Origin of the sequence: Streptomyces paludis (assembly GCF_003344965.1) — a bacterium.
GTDB lineage: Bacteria > Actinomycetota > Actinomycetes > Streptomycetales > Streptomycetaceae > Streptomyces > Streptomyces paludis.
The window spans coordinates 720,616-736,159 of record NZ_CP031194.1 but is presented as its reverse complement, the minus strand read 5'-3'; the positions used below and the strand labels follow the sequence as shown (position 1 = coordinate 736,159).

General features: G+C 73.2%; 15 protein-coding genes. 12 read left to right on the top strand and 3 right to left on the bottom strand.

Features of this window, described 5'->3' with window-relative positions; genetic code table 11:
* The 6 genes from ribH (at position 1) to DVK44_RS03100 (ending at position 5,014) form a co-directional block, all read left to right on the top strand.
* Complete coding sequence (gene ribH, locus DVK44_RS03125; protein ID WP_114658216.1) at positions 1-513, top strand: 6,7-dimethyl-8-ribityllumazine synthase; 513 nt, start codon at positions 1-3, stop codon at positions 511-513.
* A gap of 8 nt (positions 514-521) precedes the next feature.
* The gene (locus DVK44_RS03120; RefSeq protein ID WP_114658215.1) at positions 522-794 is read left to right on the top strand and encodes a phosphoribosyl-ATP diphosphatase; all 273 of its coding nucleotides are present in this window, start codon (positions 522-524) and stop codon (positions 792-794) included.
* 69 nt (positions 795-863) lie between these two features.
* Positions 864-1,712, top strand: a complete 849-nt coding sequence (hisG, locus tag DVK44_RS03115) for an ATP phosphoribosyltransferase (protein ID WP_114658214.1) — start codon at positions 864-866, stop codon at positions 1,710-1,712.
* A gap of 46 nt (positions 1,713-1,758) precedes the next feature.
* The gene (locus tag DVK44_RS03110; RefSeq protein ID WP_114658213.1) at positions 1,759-2,250 is read left to right on the top strand and encodes a PH domain-containing protein; all 492 of its coding nucleotides are present in this window, start codon (positions 1,759-1,761) and stop codon (positions 2,248-2,250) included.
* Positions 2,251-2,453: 203 nt separating this feature from the next.
* On the top strand, positions 2,454-3,917 hold the full coding sequence (locus DVK44_RS03105; RefSeq protein ID WP_114658212.1) for a hemolysin family protein: 1,464 nt from the start codon (positions 2,454-2,456) through the stop codon (positions 3,915-3,917).
* Positions 3,914-5,014 carry a hemolysin family protein gene (locus tag DVK44_RS03100; RefSeq protein ID WP_114658211.1) on the top strand — a complete coding sequence of 367 codons (1,101 nt, stop codon included), beginning with the start codon at positions 3,914-3,916 and terminating at the stop codon, positions 5,012-5,014. Before DVK44_RS03105 ends, DVK44_RS03100 begins: the two co-directional genes overlap by 4 nt.
* 72 nt (positions 5,015-5,086) lie before the next feature.
* Here the strand turns inward: DVK44_RS03100 and DVK44_RS03095 are convergent, their stop codons facing one another.
* Positions 5,087-7,048, bottom strand: a complete 1,962-nt coding sequence (locus DVK44_RS03095; protein ID WP_114658210.1) for an AAA family ATPase — start codon at positions 7,046-7,048, stop codon at positions 5,087-5,089.
* Positions 7,049-7,408: 360 nt separating this feature from the next.
* Positions 7,409-8,080, bottom strand: coding sequence for a uridine kinase family protein (locus tag DVK44_RS03090; RefSeq protein ID WP_228446968.1), 672 nt, complete (start codon positions 8,078-8,080; stop codon positions 7,409-7,411).
* A 227-nt stretch (positions 8,081-8,307) separates the two neighbouring features.
* On the opposite strand from DVK44_RS03090, the gene DVK44_RS03085 reads away from it, so the two are divergent.
* The 4 genes from DVK44_RS03085 (at position 8,308) to DVK44_RS03070 (ending at position 12,188) form a co-directional block, all read left to right on the top strand.
* Entirely contained in the window at positions 8,308-9,666 is a 1,359-nt protein-coding gene (locus DVK44_RS03085) for a peptidase C39 family protein (RefSeq protein WP_114658209.1), read from the top strand.
* A 215-nt stretch (positions 9,667-9,881) separates the two neighbouring features.
* A complete protein-coding gene (locus DVK44_RS03080; protein ID WP_114658208.1) occupies positions 9,882-10,052 on the top strand; it encodes an SCO1431 family membrane protein in 171 nt (56 codons plus the stop codon).
* 128 nt (positions 10,053-10,180) lie between these two features.
* Positions 10,181-10,807: a TetR/AcrR family transcriptional regulator gene (locus DVK44_RS03075; RefSeq protein ID WP_228446967.1), complete on the top strand. Its 627-nt coding sequence runs from the start codon at positions 10,181-10,183 to the stop codon at positions 10,805-10,807.
* 208 nt (positions 10,808-11,015) lie between these two features.
* Positions 11,016-12,188, top strand: a complete 1,173-nt coding sequence (locus tag DVK44_RS03070) for an acyl-CoA dehydrogenase family protein (RefSeq protein WP_114658206.1) — start codon at positions 11,016-11,018, stop codon at positions 12,186-12,188.
* Between the two features lie 76 nt (positions 12,189-12,264).
* On the opposite strand, the gene DVK44_RS03065 is transcribed toward DVK44_RS03070, so the two are convergent.
* Positions 12,265-12,663, bottom strand: coding sequence for a hypothetical protein (locus DVK44_RS03065; protein ID WP_114658205.1), 399 nt, complete (start codon positions 12,661-12,663; stop codon positions 12,265-12,267).
* A gap of 204 nt (positions 12,664-12,867) precedes the next feature.
* On the opposite strand from DVK44_RS03065, the gene DVK44_RS03060 reads away from it, so the two are divergent.
* Both DVK44_RS03060 and DVK44_RS03055 read left to right on the top strand, forming a co-directional pair.
* A complete protein-coding gene (locus tag DVK44_RS03060) occupies positions 12,868-13,308 on the top strand; it encodes an Lrp/AsnC family transcriptional regulator (RefSeq protein WP_114658204.1) in 441 nt (146 codons plus the stop codon).
* Positions 13,309-13,372: 64 nt separating this feature from the next.
* The gene (locus tag DVK44_RS03055) at positions 13,373-15,034 is read left to right on the top strand and encodes an amidohydrolase (RefSeq protein ID WP_114658203.1); all 1,662 of its coding nucleotides are present in this window, start codon (positions 13,373-13,375) and stop codon (positions 15,032-15,034) included.
* Positions 15,035-15,544: the final 510 nt, after the last annotated feature.

The window sequence follows — 15,544 nt, the reverse complement described above, 5'->3', positions numbered from 1 at the left end:
GTGAGCGGCAACGGCGCACCCGTACTGAGCGTGGAGAACTGCGGAGACCTCCGGGTCGCCGTGATCGCCGCGCAGTGGCACGAGAAGATCATGGACGGCCTGGTGAACGGCGCCCTGCGCGCCCTGCACGACCTCGGCATCGACGAACCGACCCTGCTGCGCGTCCCCGGCAGCTTCGAGCTGCCGGTCGTCGCCAAGGTCCTCGCGGACCGGGGGTACGACGCGGTCGTGGCCCTCGGTGTCGTCATCCGCGGCGGCACCCCGCACTTCGAGTATGTGTGCCAGGGCGTCACCCAGGGCCTCACCCAGGTCTCCGTCGACACCGGAGTCCCGGTCGGCTTCGGCGTGCTGACCTGCGACACCGAGGAGCAGGCCCTTGACCGGGCGGGCCTCGAAGGCTCGCACGAGGACAAGGGACACGAGGCCGTCACCGCCGCCGTCGCCACCGCCACCACCCTGCGCACCGTCGCGGAGCCCTGGCGCAGGCAGGCCCCGGCGGGCCGCGTAAAGTAGGCGCCACCATGCCGAAGAAGACGTTCGAGGAGCTGTTCACCGAGCTCCAGCACAAGGCCGCCCACGGCGATCCCGCCACCTCCCGCACCGCCGAACTGGTCGGCAAAGGGGTCCATGCCATCGGCAAGAAGGTCGTCGAAGAGGCCGCCGAGGTCTGGATGGCCGCCGAGCACGAGGGCAAGGAAGCCACCGCCGAGGAGATCTCGCAGCTCCTCTACCACGTCCAGGTGATGATGGTCGCGCGCGGAATCTCCCTTGACGACGTGTACGCCCATCTCTGAGCCTGTACGAGCACGTATCCCCACCTCGCACGCGAACCGTTGAGAACCCGCACGAAGGAAGCCGACCTCATGCTGCGCATCGCCATCCCCAACAAGGGTTCACTCTCCGGGCCTGCGTCGGCGATGCTCCATGAGGCCGGCTACCAGCAGCGCAAGGAGAGCAAGGAACTCGTCCTCGTCGACCCCGACAACCAGGTCGAGTTCTTCTACCTCCGCCCCCGGGACATCGCGATCTACGTCAGCTCCGGCCGGCTCGACATCGGTATCACCGGCCGCGATCTGCTGCTCGACTCGCAGGCCAAGGCGGAGGAGATCCTCCCGCTCGGCTTCGCGCGGTCCACCTTCCGGTACGCCACCAGGCCCGGCACCGCCGCGGGCGTCGAGGAGTTCGGCGGCATGACCGTCGCCACCTCGTACGAGGGCATCGTCGCCAAGCACCTCGCGGACCACGGCGTCGACGCCTCCGTCGTCCACCTGGACGGCGCCGTCGAGACCGCCATCGAGCTGGGCGTCGCCCAGATCATCGCCGATGTGGTCGAGACCGGCACCTCACTGCGGAACGCGGGCCTCGAAGTGATCGGCGAGCCGATCATGACCTCCGAGGCGATCGTCATCCGGCGCACCGGCGCCGACCCCGAAGAGCCCAAGGTGCGCCAGTTCCTCCGCCGGCTCCAGGGCGTCCTCGTCGCCCGTACGTACGTGATGATGGACTACGACTGCCGCGCCGAGCACCTGGAGCGCGCCGTCGCCCTCACCCCCGGCCTGGAGTCCCCGACCATCTCCCCGCTGCACAACGAGGGCTGGGTCGCCGTCCGCGCGATGGTCCCCGCCAAGGAGGCGCAGCGGATCATGGACGACCTGTACGAGCTGGGCGCCCGCGCCATCCTCACCACGGCCATCCACGCCTGCCGCCTCTGACGCCCCGCCCGCGCCCGCCCACCTCCACCGGGAAGCCCGAGAACTGATGTCCGCGTCCGACGCCGCTCCCGCGCCCCAGCCGGCTCCGCCCGCCCTGCCGGCCCTGCCGGTCACCTTCCGGCCGACCCGGACCCGGGCCGTCCTGCTGAGCGTCGGGGCGGTCATGTTCGCCGTCATCTCGGCCATCGGCCTGCTGCTCGAACAGCTGGGCACGGGGGAGCGGCTGACGTTCATCCTCACGGCGCTGCTCTTCTTCGCCGTGCTGGCCCTCCTCAGCCGTCCCAAGGTCATGGCCGACGAGACCGGGGTGACTGTCGTGAACATCACGCGCACCCGGCGGCTGGAGTGGGCCGAGATCCTGCGCGTCAATCTGCGCCCCGGCGACGCCTGGGTCTTTCTCGACCTCAACGACGGCAGCAGCCTGCCCGTGCTGGGCATCCAGCCCGGTGTGGCCCGGAACCACGCCCTCCGCGACGCCCGCGCGCTGCGCGCCCTGACGGAGTCCCGTACCGCCGTCGACGGCGGACCGCGCCCCTGAGGCTCCCCGCCCGTGGCCCACGGCACTGCCCACGCCGCCCCCTCGTGATTACTCTTGTGGCGGAGGCGCCGAGCGCGCCCCGCCCCGCACTCGACGGCCACGTCCGGCCGGCGGGGCATCCTGCGACCCGAGGAGTGACTCCCTCCAGCAATGGACGGATCGTCCGGTAGTACCTGCGCCGCCCCCTTCGACGAGGCGGCGGCATGATCATCCCCCTTCTGCTGCTGGCCGCAGCGTTCCTTCTGATCCTCGCCAACGGCTTCTTCGTGGCCGCCGAGTTCGGCCTCATCACGGTGGACCGTCCCGACGCCGAGCGCGCGGCCGCGGCGGGCGACCGCCGCGCCCGTACCGTCGTCAAGGCCCTGCGGGAACTCTCCTTCCAGCTCTCCGGAACCCAGCTGGGCATCACCATCACCTCGCTCGTCGTGGGCATGCTCGCCGAGCCCGCGCTCGCCCAGCTGCTCGACGGGCCGCTCGAAGCGACCGGGCTGCCCCAGGGGGCCGTCTCCGGGGTCGCGGTGGTGATCGGCATGCTGCTCGCCTCCGCCGTCCAGATGGTGATCGGCGAACTCGTGCCCAAGAACTGGGCGGTCTCCCGGCCGCTCCAGGTCGCCCGCTTCGTGGCCGGCCCGCAGCACCGCTTCTCCGCCGTCTTCCGGCCGGTGATCTCGCTGCTCAACGCCGTGGCCAACCGGCTCGTCCGGCTCTTCGGCGTCGAGCCGACGGACGAGCTGGCCTCGGCCCGTACCCCCGGCGAACTCGTCTCCCTGGCCCGCCACTCCGCGCGGGCCGGCGCCCTCGAACAGGACACCGCCGACCTCTTCGTACGGACCCTCTCCCTCGGCCGGCTCACCGCGCAGCACGTGATGACGCCCCGGGTGAAGGTCAGCGCCCTCCAGACCGACGCGACCGCCGCCGATGTCCTCAACCTCACCCGGGCCACCGGACTGTCGCGCTTCCCCGTCTACCGGGAGCGCATCGACGAGATCGTCGGCATGGTGCATCTCAAGGACGCGCTCGCCGTACCCGTGGCCGAGCGGCAGCGCACCCCCGCCGGACGGATCGCCGTACCGGCGCTGCTCGTCCCCGAGACGCTGCCCGTACAGCAGCTGCTGGAGCGGCTGCGCAGCGAGCAGCCGATAGCCGTCGTGGTCGACGAGTACGGCGGTACGGCCGGGGTCGTGACCCTGGAGGACATCATCGAGGAGCTGGTCGGCGAGGTACGCGACGAGCACGACGCCGAGGGCGACGGCCGGCCCGACCTGGCCCCCGTCGCCCCCGAGGACGGCCGGCCCGCCTGGGAGGCCGACGGCAGCTGCCGGGTGCTCACCCTGCGGCGGATCGGACTCGATGTGCCAGAGGGGCCCTACGAGACCCTGGCCGGCCTCGTCGCCGACCTGCTGGGCCGGATTCCGGCCCCCGGCGACCGGGCGGAGCTGCCCGGCTGGCGGCTCTCCGTACGCCAGGTGGACCGCTACCGGGCCGAACGGGTCCGGCTCGTCCGCACCGGCGACGCCCCGGCGGGCACCCTGCCGGAGCGGCCCACGGACGTACCGGCGGACGTACCGGCCGATGCTCCGGCCGACGCGGCGGTGGACGTACCCGCCGGCGCCCTGTCCGGCGCGGACCGGGCGCCCGCCCCGGCGATGGCGGAGGGGGTCCGATGAGCGTCCTGCAACTCGCCCTCGCCCTGCTGCTGGTCCTCGCCAACGGCTTCTTCGTCGGCGCCGAGTTCGCCCTCGTCTCCGTACGCCGCAGCCAGATCGAGCCGCACGCCGCGCGCGGCTCGGCCCGGGCCCGGCAGGCGCTGTACGGGCTGGAGAACCTGCCGCAGATGATGGCGGCGGCCCAGTTCGGCATCACCATGTGCTCCCTGACGCTCGGCGCCGTCGCCGAGCCCACGGTGGCGCGTCTGCTGGAGCCCGTCTTCCACGCGGTCCGGCTGCCGGACGGCCTGATCCATCCGCTGGGCTATGTCATCGCCCTGGCGCTGGTGGTCTTCCTCCATCTGGTCATCGGCGAGATGGTCCCCAAGAACCTCGCCATGGCCGCCCCGGAGAAGACCGCGCTCTGGCTCAGCCCCGGGCTGGTCGGCTTCGCCCGGCTCTGCCGCCCGGTCACCGCGGGCCTCGGCGCCTGTGCCCGGCTGGTGCTGCGGGCCTTCCGGGTCGAGCCGAAGGACGAGGTGGAGGCGGTCTTCACCAGCGAGCAGCTCAACCGGCTCGTCGAGGACTCCGGCCAGGCCGGCCTGCTCGAACCGGAGGCGCAGGAGCGGCTGGAGGACGCGCTGGAGCTGGGCAGCCGCCCGGTCACCGATGTCCTGCTCACCCGCGCCTCCCTGGTCACGGTGACCCCCGCGGTCACCCCGCGCGAGATCGAGGAGCTGACCGTACGCACCGGCTTCTCCCGCTTCCCGGTCTGCGCGGAGGGCAGCGGCGCCTTCATGGGCTTCCTGCACGTCAAGGACGTCCTCGATCTGGAGGCCGCCGAGAAGGCCGTACCGCAGCGCGTATGGCGGCCGATGGCGACCCTGCGGGCGGAGCTGCCGCTCGACGACGCGCTGACCGTGATGCGGCGTGCCGCCACCCATCTCGCCCAGGTCGCGGACGCGTCCGGGCGGGTGCTCGGGCTGGTCGCGCTGGAGGACGTCCTCGAAATGCTCGTCGGAGAGGTACGGGACCCCTCCCACCGGGCGGCGACCGCGCCGGCGTCCCTCGTGGGCGAACCGCGCACCGACCGGGCGGGCCAGGTGCTGGCCCGCTGACACCGGGGGCGACGCTCCCGGAGCGTCGCCCCCTACGGCCGTCACTCCTGCGGCCCTTACCCCCGCGGGTCGTTACTCCTGCGGGCCGCGGTCCACCGGGCCGCGGCCCGACAGGACCTCGCCGTACGCCTGCATCAGATCCGGCAGCCGCAGCGTCGCGAGATCGTCCCGGGTCGGCAGGGAGCTGTAGCCGGAGAGCCGCAGATCGCGGTAGGCGCAGCTCTTCTCGTACAGCGTGCGGACGAAGCGGCCGTTGCCCAGCTCGTCGATCCAACCCTGGTCGACCACATGCCCGCTGATCGAGCGCAGCTCGTCGGCGGACTCCTCGTCCCACACATCGCCGTTCTCGGCGGCCAGCACCCCGCCGATCGCGGTCAGTTCGAGCGGCCGGTAGCTGGGGAAGTCCACCCGGCTGGTGAAGCGCGAGGAGAGCCCCGGATTGGTGGCGAGCAGCCGGTCCATGCCCTCCGGATAGCCCGCGAGTATGACCACCAGATGGTCGCGGTTGTCCTCCGCGCGCTTCAGCAGCACCTGAAGGGCCTCGTCGCCGTACGCGTCGCCCTTGCTGTAACCGGAGTTGGAGAGGCTGTACGCCTCGTCGACGAAGAGCACCCCGCCGATCGCCGAGTCGATCAGCTCATTCGCCTTGACGGCGGTCTGGCCCAGGAACTCGCCGACCAGATCGGCCCGTTGGGCCTCCACCAGATGATCGCCGCCGAGCAGCCCCAGCGCGTAGAAGATCCGTCCCAGGATGCGGGCGACGGTCGTCTTGCCGGTGCCCGAGGGGCCCGAGAAGACGAAGTGGCGCTTCGGCGGCTGTACGGGCAGCCCCTCGCCGGCCCGCAGCCGGGCCATGTTCAGCTGCGCGGAGACCGCCCTGACCTGCCGCTTCACCGGTTCCAGGCCGACCATCCGCTCCAGCTCCGCGAGCGCCTGCGCGAGCAGCGCCGGATCGGTCGGCCCCTCGGGGAAGCGCGGCGCGGACGGCGGCCCGGCGGACGGCGCGGGCGAGGGGGCCTTCTCCCGGATGGGGTCGGGTACGGCGGCGGGCGGGCCGCTTCCCGCAGGGCCACTTCCCGCCGGGCCGCCGCCGCTCTGCGGATACGGCGGCGCCTCCCGGCCGAACAGCGGGTCGGGCCCCGGCGGCGGGCCCTCGCTCTCGCTCCGCTCGGGCGGCGGCGCGCCCTCCGCGTCGGCGAGATCCTGGCCGAACCGGGCCGGCGCCACGGAGGCGGAGGCCAGTCCCATCGGGTCGTCGGGGCCCTCGTACCCGTCGGAGTCGGTGATCGCGGCGAGCCGGGCGGCGGTGTCCATGAACGCGGGATCCAGCCGGTGGACCGCCCGGTAGAGCGGCAGCGCGGCGGCGGAGCGCCCGGTCCCCTCATGGGCGCGCGCCAGCCAGTAGCGCAGCTCCTTGCGCTGGGGCTGCTCACTGCGGCAGCGCATCAGGGAGGTCGCGAGCAGCGGCTCGGCCTGCCCGTACATCTCCAGCCGGACCCGGGCCATCCCGCCGAAGAGACCCGACTCGATTCCCAGCAGCGGATCGTGCACGAGAGGCTCGGTGTGGCGCACCAACTGCTCCCAGTCCTTGACCAGATAGGCCCGGCAGGCGTGCAGGAAACGCACCTGCGGGTCCGCGTCGACCGGCGGCAGCCCGGCCAACGCCCGGTCCAGTTCCGGGACATGACGGCCGTCCAGCCAGTGCGAGGCGTGGGCGAGCAGCAGATCCCGGCCGCTCTCCAGCACCGGCTGGACCCACCAGCCCAGCCAGTACCAGGAGTTGAAGGTACGGCGGTGACGGGAGCGCTGCTCGCCGAAGCGGTCGCGGTGCCGGTACATGTGCAGCAGGGCGGCGGTGGTGTCGACGCGCAGCGCGTGCAGCCCGAGCCAGCCGTCGGCCATCCCGGGGTCGAGCCGGACGGCCGTCCGGAACTCGTCCTCCGCCTGCGGGTACGCCCCCATGGTGTACGCGTCCACGCCGCGCGCCCAGGCGAGATCGGCCGGGGCGCCCGTACCCTGCGTGCCGCTCTCCATCAGGTCCCCCACAAACCGTGCCCCGCGATGTCCCGCCGGGCGGACGCCCGTCGGCGGCGGACCGAACCACTGTGTCGCGGACGGGAATTGACCGCACTGAGAGGCATCGTACCTGCGCAGAGTGTGTGCGACTAAGGGCGGATGCGGCGCTTCGGGCAGTGACCCACCGTGATCAGCAGTGGACGCGCGGGCAGTCGAAAAACCGGTGAAAAGGGCAGAACGAAGCCCCCGATCACGGGGGAACAATCGGGGGCTTCGCGTCCGCTACGGCTCCGAAAAGCCGCACATTGAGAACGTAAGACCTGTACGGCCCCTGGGTCAAGCCGAGTTGGGCACTCTCTCGGAGGAGGCCGGTTCGGCTCAACGCGTCGATTCCCGGTGATCACCGTGGGTGATGGAACGGCCGGTTCCGGCGGTGATCCGGGGGCCCGGCAGCAACTCGTACCCCGTGGATCCCTCCCGTACCAGAGCGTCGGCGAAGGGCCGGGAGGGATCCGCCGCGAAATGGCGAGTCTCCGCCACTGTCCAGCCGTCCCAGAACGCCGACTGGGCGGGCCCGTCGCGCCGGCGCCCCCGCTGCCAGGACTCCTCGGGGCCCCGGTCCATCCAGAACAGCCGGGCGAGACGGGGCCGCAGCGCCCGCCGGCCGGCCCCCACCCCCTCCATGACGACCACGGGCGCCGGCTCCAGGGCGCGCGAAGCGTTGAACCGGCGCGCGGTCCAGTCGTACACCCCGTAATGCGCCCACGCGCCCCGCGAGAGCGGCTCCACGACCTGCTCCGTCAGCCGCCGTGTCCACGCGAAGAGCTGCTCGTGGCTGGCCAGGTCGTCGATGCGCAGGACGGGGGCGCCGCCCAGCGCCGCCGCGAGCCGCAGGGCGAAGGTGCTCTTGCCCGAGCCCGCGTGACCGTCGACGGCGACCAGCCGGACGGGACCGCAGGAGGGCGGCAGGGCGCGCAGCGCGGCGGCCGGGCCCGCGAGACCGGCGGCCGGGCCGGCCTGCTCGGCCGGGTGATCGGTCGGGTCGTCCATACCGTCCACCCTACGAGGCCCGAATCCGCCGGACGACGCGGCACGAATCGCCCGCCGGAGCCGGGCGGAAGCCGCGATAGTGGACGACTGCCGCGCACCGCCGTTTCCGCCCCCGCCCGCTGTCTCCTTCCCGCCGCCGTTCCCGTTCCCCACCGCCGTTTCCGTCCCCACCCCCGTTCCCGTCCCCCACCGCCGTTTCTGTCCCCACCGTCGATCCGGAGGTTCCCATGCCCCGTCCCACTTCGCGCAGGACCGTACTCGCCGCCGCTGCCGCCCTCGCCGTCTCCGCGGGCGCGGGCGCCGGGGAGGGAACGGCCGCCGCCGCCCCACCGTCCGCGCCCGGCCCGGAGCCCCTCGTGGAGAACGCCTTCTGGGCCTCGTACGCCGACTGGCGCGCCGGCACCGGCCGCGGCACCCTCGCCGTCCCCGGCGCCCGGCCCGCGCTGGTGATCGGCACCCCGGCGGGCACCACCGACTACCGGGACCCGCACACCGGGACGGTCACCACCTGGGAGTACGCGACCTGGACCGGCCCGGCCCACCGCTCCCGGGTCCCCGCCACCGAGCTGATCGCCTCCTGGAACGCCACCGCCCCGGCCGGCACCTGGCTCCAGATCGAGCTGCGCGGGCGCTACGCCGACGGCACCGACACCCCCTGGTACGTGATGGGCCGCTGGACCGCCGCGGACGGGGACGGCGACATCCGGCGCACCTCCGTCGACGGCCAGGGCGACGGCCGCAGCGGCGTCTGGACCGACACCCTCGCCGTGGACGACGCCGCGGGCGGCACCCGGATCGTCTCGTACCGGCTGCGGCTCACCCTCCACCGCAGGCCCGGCAGCGGGCTCACCCCCACGGTGTACCGGATCGGCGCGATGGCCTCCGCCGTCCCCGACCGGTTCACCGTCCCGGCCTCCGTGCCGGGCCCCGCCCGTGAGCTGACCGTGCCTCGCTACTCGCAGCACACCCATCTCGGGCAGTACCCGGAGTACGACAACGGCGGCGAGGCGTGGTGCAGCCCCACCTCCTCACAGATGATCGTCGAGTACTGGGGGCGCGGGCCCACCGCCGCCGAACTCGCCTGGGTGAACCCGGACTTCGCCGATCCGCAGATCTGTCACGCGGCCCGGTTCAGCTACGACCACCAGTACGGGGGATGCGGCAACTGGCCGTTCAGCGCCGCGTACGCCGCGACCTACCGGGACCTGTCCGCCGCCGTCACCCGGCTCGGCTCGCTCACCGAGGCGGAGACCCTTGTCCGCGCCGGCATCCCCCTCATCACCTCGCAGTCCTTCCGCGAGGAGGAGCTGACCGGCGCCGGATACGGCACCGCGGGCCATCTGATGACACTGATCGGCTTCACCGCCGACGGCGACGTGATCGCCAACGACCCCGCCTCGCCCGACAATCCGGCCGTCCGCCGGGTCTACCGCCGGGCCGAGTGGGAGACGGTCTGGCTGCGCACCAAGCGGTACAACGCCGCGGGCCGGGTCGTGTCGGGCACGGGCGGTGTCTGTTACGTCTACTGGCCGGCCGAACCGTCCGCCGCCCAGCGCCGGGCCCTGCGGTCCGTGGGGCTGCTCTGACCGGACGCGGTACGGACGACGCGGTACGGGCCGGACGCGGTGTGGTGTGCGGCACATTTCATGCCGTACACCCCCGTATTCACCGGCCCCGGCGTGCCCGGCCCGCCCCGCGGTGACTTAGGTCTCTACCCGGCGGCCGGGGACGCTGGCACCGTGGGAGACCAGACCGCACCGGACCGGACCAGACCGGGCCGCCGACGAGCGAACGGATACCCATGACCGCCACCGCCGCACTCACCACCGTCTCCGGCGCGCTCGACCGCGTCCGCGACCGGGCCCGTACCGGAGGCCCCAAGGACGACGAGCCGCAGCTGCTGGAGCACCTGCTCGGCTGGACCCTGGTCGTCCTGCTCGCCATGTTCGTGTCCCACGCCGGACTTCTGTAGCCGCCGCGCGAAGGCTCTCCGGGTCTCTGCGATACTGCGGGAATTCTTGCGGAATTCCGTTGCGGCCGGAGACCAGGACGTTGAATTTAAAGAGCGGGCAACAGCGCGGCTCATCCATACGATCGCAGGTGAGACGGTCCGAACTCATCGCGACCGGGCGGAAGTTGTTCGCCAACACCTCCTACGACGCGCTGTCGGTCGATGACATCGCCCAGCACGCCGGGGTCGCCAAAGGGCTTATTTACTACTACTTCAAGAACAAGCGCGGCTACTACCTCGCCATTGTCGAGGACTCCGTCATGGAGCTTGTCTCGCTGGCCTCCGCCGGCGCCGACCTCCCGCGCGCCCAGCGCGTACAGCGCACCGTCGAGGCGTATCTGCGCTTCGCCCAGTACAACGAGGCCGCGTACCGCACTATCGTCACCGGCGGAGTCGGCTTCGACACCCAGGTGCAGGAGATCCGCGACGCCGTCCGCACCGGACTGGTCTCGACCGTCGCCGACGGCGCGTACGGCCACCACGACATCCCGCCGATCGCCCGGCTCGCGCTGCTCGGCTGGCTCAGCAGCGTCGAGTGGCTCACCCTCGAATGGCTGGCGCACCAGGACGAGCTGCGCCGCGAGATACCGCGTGACCTGCTGGTACGGATGCTGCGGCACACCCTGAACACGATCGAGGAGTTCGCCCCGGAATGCCCGGCTCCGCCTCCCGACCCGGACTGGAAGCCCTTCACCGGCCTCCCGGACGGTGACTGACGGCCGGCCAGGACCCGTCCGGTTGCCCCGGCCCCGATCGGGCATACTCGACGCGCCACGGCCTGTTCGATCATCCGTTCCCGCGATCCGGGACGGCAGCATCGGACGGGCAGAATCGCTGTCCGGGAAGGCTCCCGGACTCCAGTGGGCGGCGCCGCCTCACCCTGCGCGCGCGACCGCCGTAGCGCCCGACAGGGAGGAGAGCGCCATGTCCGACCGTGCCCCGCGACCGGTGGAACGTCAGCTGCCCACCGAAGAGTCCGAGGACCTCCTCGCGCTCGTGCACGACATCGCCCGCCGGGAGATCGTCCCCGTGGCCGCCGAGGAGGAGGAAGCGGGCCGCTTCCCGCGCGAACTCTTCGGCCTGCTCTCGGAGTCGGGCCTCCTCGGGCTCCCCTACGACTCCGCGTACGGCGGCGGGGACCAGCCGTACGAGGTCTATCTCCAGGTGCTGGAGGAGCTGGCCGCCGCCCGGCTCACCGTCGGCCTCGGCGTCAGTGTGCACTCCCTCGCCTGCCACGCGCTCGCCGGTTACGGCACCAAGGCCCAGCGGGCCGAACACCTCCCCGCCATGCTGGGCGGGGGCCTCCTCGGCGGGTACTGCCTCTCCGAGCCCGCCTCGGGCTCCGACGCCGCCTCCCTGCGGACCAAGGCCGTACGGGACGGTGACAACTGGGTGATCACCGGCACCAAGGCATGGATCACCCACGGCGGGATCGCGGACTTCCTCACCGTGCTCGCCCGCACCGGCGGCCCCGGCGCGCGCGGCATCACCGCCTTCCTCGTCCCGGGCGACGCCCCCGGACTCAGCGCGTCCGCGCCCGAGCGGAAGATGGGCATGAACGGCTCGCCCACCGCCCAACTCCACTTCGACGGCGTACGGGTGGCCGACGACCGGCGCCTGGGCGACGAGGGACAGGGCTTCGCCATCGCGCTGTCCGCACTGGACTCGGGACGCCTCGGGATCGCCGCCTGCGCCGTCGGAGTGGCCCGCGCGGCGCTGGACACGGCCGTCGCGTACGCCGCCGGGCGCAGCCAGTTCGGCCGGCCCGTCGCCGACTTCCAGGGGCTGCGCTTCCTGCTCGCGGACATGGCGACCCGGATCGAGGCGGGCCGCGCGCTCTGTCTCGCCGCCGCGCGGCTGCGCGACGCGGGACGTCCGTTCTCCCAGCAGGCCGCCATGGCCAAGCTGTTCTGCACGGACACCGCGATGCAGGTGACCGTCGACGCGGTCCAGGTGCTCGGCGGCTACGGCTACACCGCCGACTTCCCGGCGGAGCGCTACCTCCGCGAGGCGAAGGTGCTCCAGATCGTCGAGGGCACCAACCAGATCCAGCGCATGGTGATCGCGCGCCATCTGATGGGCCCGGAGAGCCGCTGAGGCCGGCGAACGGGCCGGGCCCGCCCGGGCGGCCCGCCCGGGCGCCGCGCCGCCCGACGGCCGGGCGGCGCGCCGGTCAGGCCGCGTGCCGCCGCTGCGCCGGCACCCTCGCGGCCTTGACCGGCCGCGAGCCCGGTCCGCCGACATGGGAGAACGGCTGGGTGCGCCAGTCGAGCCCCTGAGGGAGGGTCAGAAGCAGCGCGGTGTCCTGCTCCTGGACGCCCGGCGCCTCGTCGGCGGGCGTGGCCTCCGCCGCCGCGCGGCCCGTACCGGCGCAGACCGAGAGCACGAACGGATTCCACGGGGACGGGCACAGCGCGTGCTCCGGCAGGGTGTCCTCGTCCGCCAGCAGCGCGATCGGCTGCGCGCAGTCCGGGCAGACGACCCGGTACATCTCGAATGTGTCGTACTCGTCGGCCTCGAACCCGTCGAGGGACTCGACGGGTTCGGCGGACTCGTGCTTCAGGCTCTGCATGGAGACATTCCCCCTCGGGTGGGCCGACCAGGCACTTGTGGTCTCGACCACAGCAAGCAATTCCCGTCGCGCGCGGCAGGTAACCGTAGGGTCTCGATGGACCGGGCCACAGGCTTGTGGTCTTCGTCACATGCCTGCCGCAGGTGCCCCCGCGCACGCCCGCCGACTGTGCCGGAGGCGACCCGGGGCAATAGGTTGAACCGCATGGAGGAGTTGGATCGACAGATCGTGGCGTTGCTCGTCAAGGACGGCCGGACGAGCTACACCGACCTGGGCAAGGCCACCGGCCTGTCCACCTCGGCGGTGCACCAGCGGGTACGGCGGCTGGAGCAGCGCGGGGTCATCCGGGGGTACGCGGCGGTCGTCGACCCGGAGGCGGTCGGGCTGCCCCTGACCGCGTTCATCTCGGCGAAGCCCTTCGACCCGAGCGCCCCGGACGACATCGCGGAACGGCTGGCGGTGGTGGACGAGATCGAGGCGTGCCACAGCGTCGCGGGGGACGAGAACTACATCCTCAAGGTCCGCGTCGCGACCCCCCTGGAGCTGGAGCACCTGCTGACCCGCATCCGCTCCCTGGCGGGCGTCTCCACCCGGACGACGGTGGTGCTCTCGACCCCGTACGAGTCCCGGCCCCCGTCCTTCTGACCTCGCGAAGCCTCCGGCGCCCCCGGTACCGGCTGCCGCGCCCGCACCGACGACACTGGTCCCCATGACCTCGCACACCGCCCCCGGCGACAGCCACCGCACCGTCCTGCTCCGCGGGGGAGAAGTCCACAGCCCCGCCGACCCCTTCGCCACCGCGATGGTCGTCGAACGCGGCCATATCGCCTGGGTCGGCTCGGAGGGCGCCGCGGACTCGTTCGCCGAGGGGGTGGACGAGGTCATGGACCTCGAAGGCGCCCTGGTCACCCCCGCGTTCACCGACGCGCATGTGCACACCACGGCCACCGGCCTCGCGCTGACCGGCCTGGACCTGTCCGCCGCGCGGAGCCTGCCGGAGGCGCTCGCCCTCGTACGGGCCCACCGCGAGGCCCGCCCGGCCGCCGGGGACGGTGTGCTGCTCGGCCACGGCTGGGACGCCGACAGCTGGCCCGAGCGCCGCCCCCCGACCCGCGCCGAACTCGACGACGCCGCCGGCGGCCGGCCGCTCTACCTGCCGCGCGTCGACGTGCACAGCGCCGTCGTGACCACCGCCCTGCTCGACCTGGTCCCCGGGGTGACCGCGCTGCCCGGCTACCGCCCGGACGCCCCGCTGACCGACGCCGCCCACCACGCCGTACGCGCCGCAGCCCACCGCGCGGTCTCCCCCGAGCAGCGCACCGAGGCACAGCGGGCGGCCCGGCGGCGGGCGGCCTCGCTCGGGATCGGCACGCTCCACGAGTGCGCGGGCCCCGACATCTCCGACGAGGACGACTTCACCGCGCTCCTCGCGCTCGCGAAGGCGGAGCCCGGCCCCCGGATCCACGGCTACTGGGCCGAGCACATCAGCGACGAGAAGGGCGCCCTGCGCGTCCGTGGGCTGGGCGCCATGGGCGCCGCGGGTGATCTCTTCGTCGACGGCTCGCTGGGCTCCCACACGGCCGCCCTGTGCGCTCCGTACGCCGACCGCGCCGACACCGCCGCGGACCGTACCGGCACCCTCCACCTGGACGCCGCCGCGATCGAGGCCCATGTCGTGGCCTGCACCGAGGCGGGGCTCCAGGCCGGCTTCCACGCCATCGGCGACGCGGCGACCGCCGCCGTCACCGCCGGGGTGCGGGCGGCGGCCGAGCGCCTCGGCATCGCCCGTATCCGCGCCGCCCGGCACCGCGTCGAGCACGCCGAGCTGCTCACCCCCGCCACCCTCGCCGCCTTCGCCGACCTGGGGCTGACCGCCTCCGTCCAGCCCGCCTTCGACGCGGCCTGGGGCGGCCCCGACGGCATGTACGCGCGCCGGCTCGGCGCCGGGCGCGCCGCGGCGCTCAACCCGTACGCCGCGCTGCTGCGCGCCGGAGTGCCGCTGGCCTTCGGCTCGGACGCCCCGGTCACCCCGCTGGACCCGTGGGGCACGGTCCGGGCCGCCGCCTTCCACCGCACCCCCGAGCACCGGATCTCGGTCCGCGCCGCCTTCACCGCGCACACCCGCGGCGGCTGGCGCGCCATCGGCCGCGACGACGCGGGCACGCTGGTGCCGGGCGCGCCCGCCGACTACGCGGTCTGGCGTACGGAGGAGCTGGTGGTCCAGGCGCCGGACGACCGGGTCGCCCGCTGGTCCACCGATCCGCGCTCCGGTACGCCGGGACTGCCCGATCTCACCCCCGGCCGCCCGCTGCCCGAGGCCCTGCGGACCGTAGTAGCCGGACAAACGGTGTTTGTGGGACCGAACGAGTGACGTACGGATATTTCGTACCGCCGATCGATGTCCGCCACCCTCCGCCACGACCTGCGGATCTTCCCCGCTGACCTGGTGATTCGGGTCAACAACGCAGGTCAAACGGCTATTGACAGTGAGCCGCCACCGGCGGGTAGGTTCGGCCGCGTCCACCACGGATGTCCGTCCGGCAACTTCCCGCAGTCTCGAACGCCGCTGGGTCATGGGACGGTGTGCCGCACCGGCGCACCGCCACTGGGAGCCAGGTCCAGCGCCCGCGTCTCGTCGGCGAAGGAAGGATTCGGCCGGCCGGCCGGTGCGACCCGGATGGGGCCCCGGCGTTCAGTAGACAACGGCTTTCGGTCGACCCGCAGCCAGCGGGTCCCAGGTCGGCCCGAAGGACGCCGGGTCCCGATCCGCAGCTCCGGGTGCGGGTCCGACCGGTTTCTCCCGTCATCTCGTGACATGCCCCTCGGGCGGACGGGGCCCGGGCCCGCCGCCCGCCCGACACCCGGTCACCGAGGTGGTCGG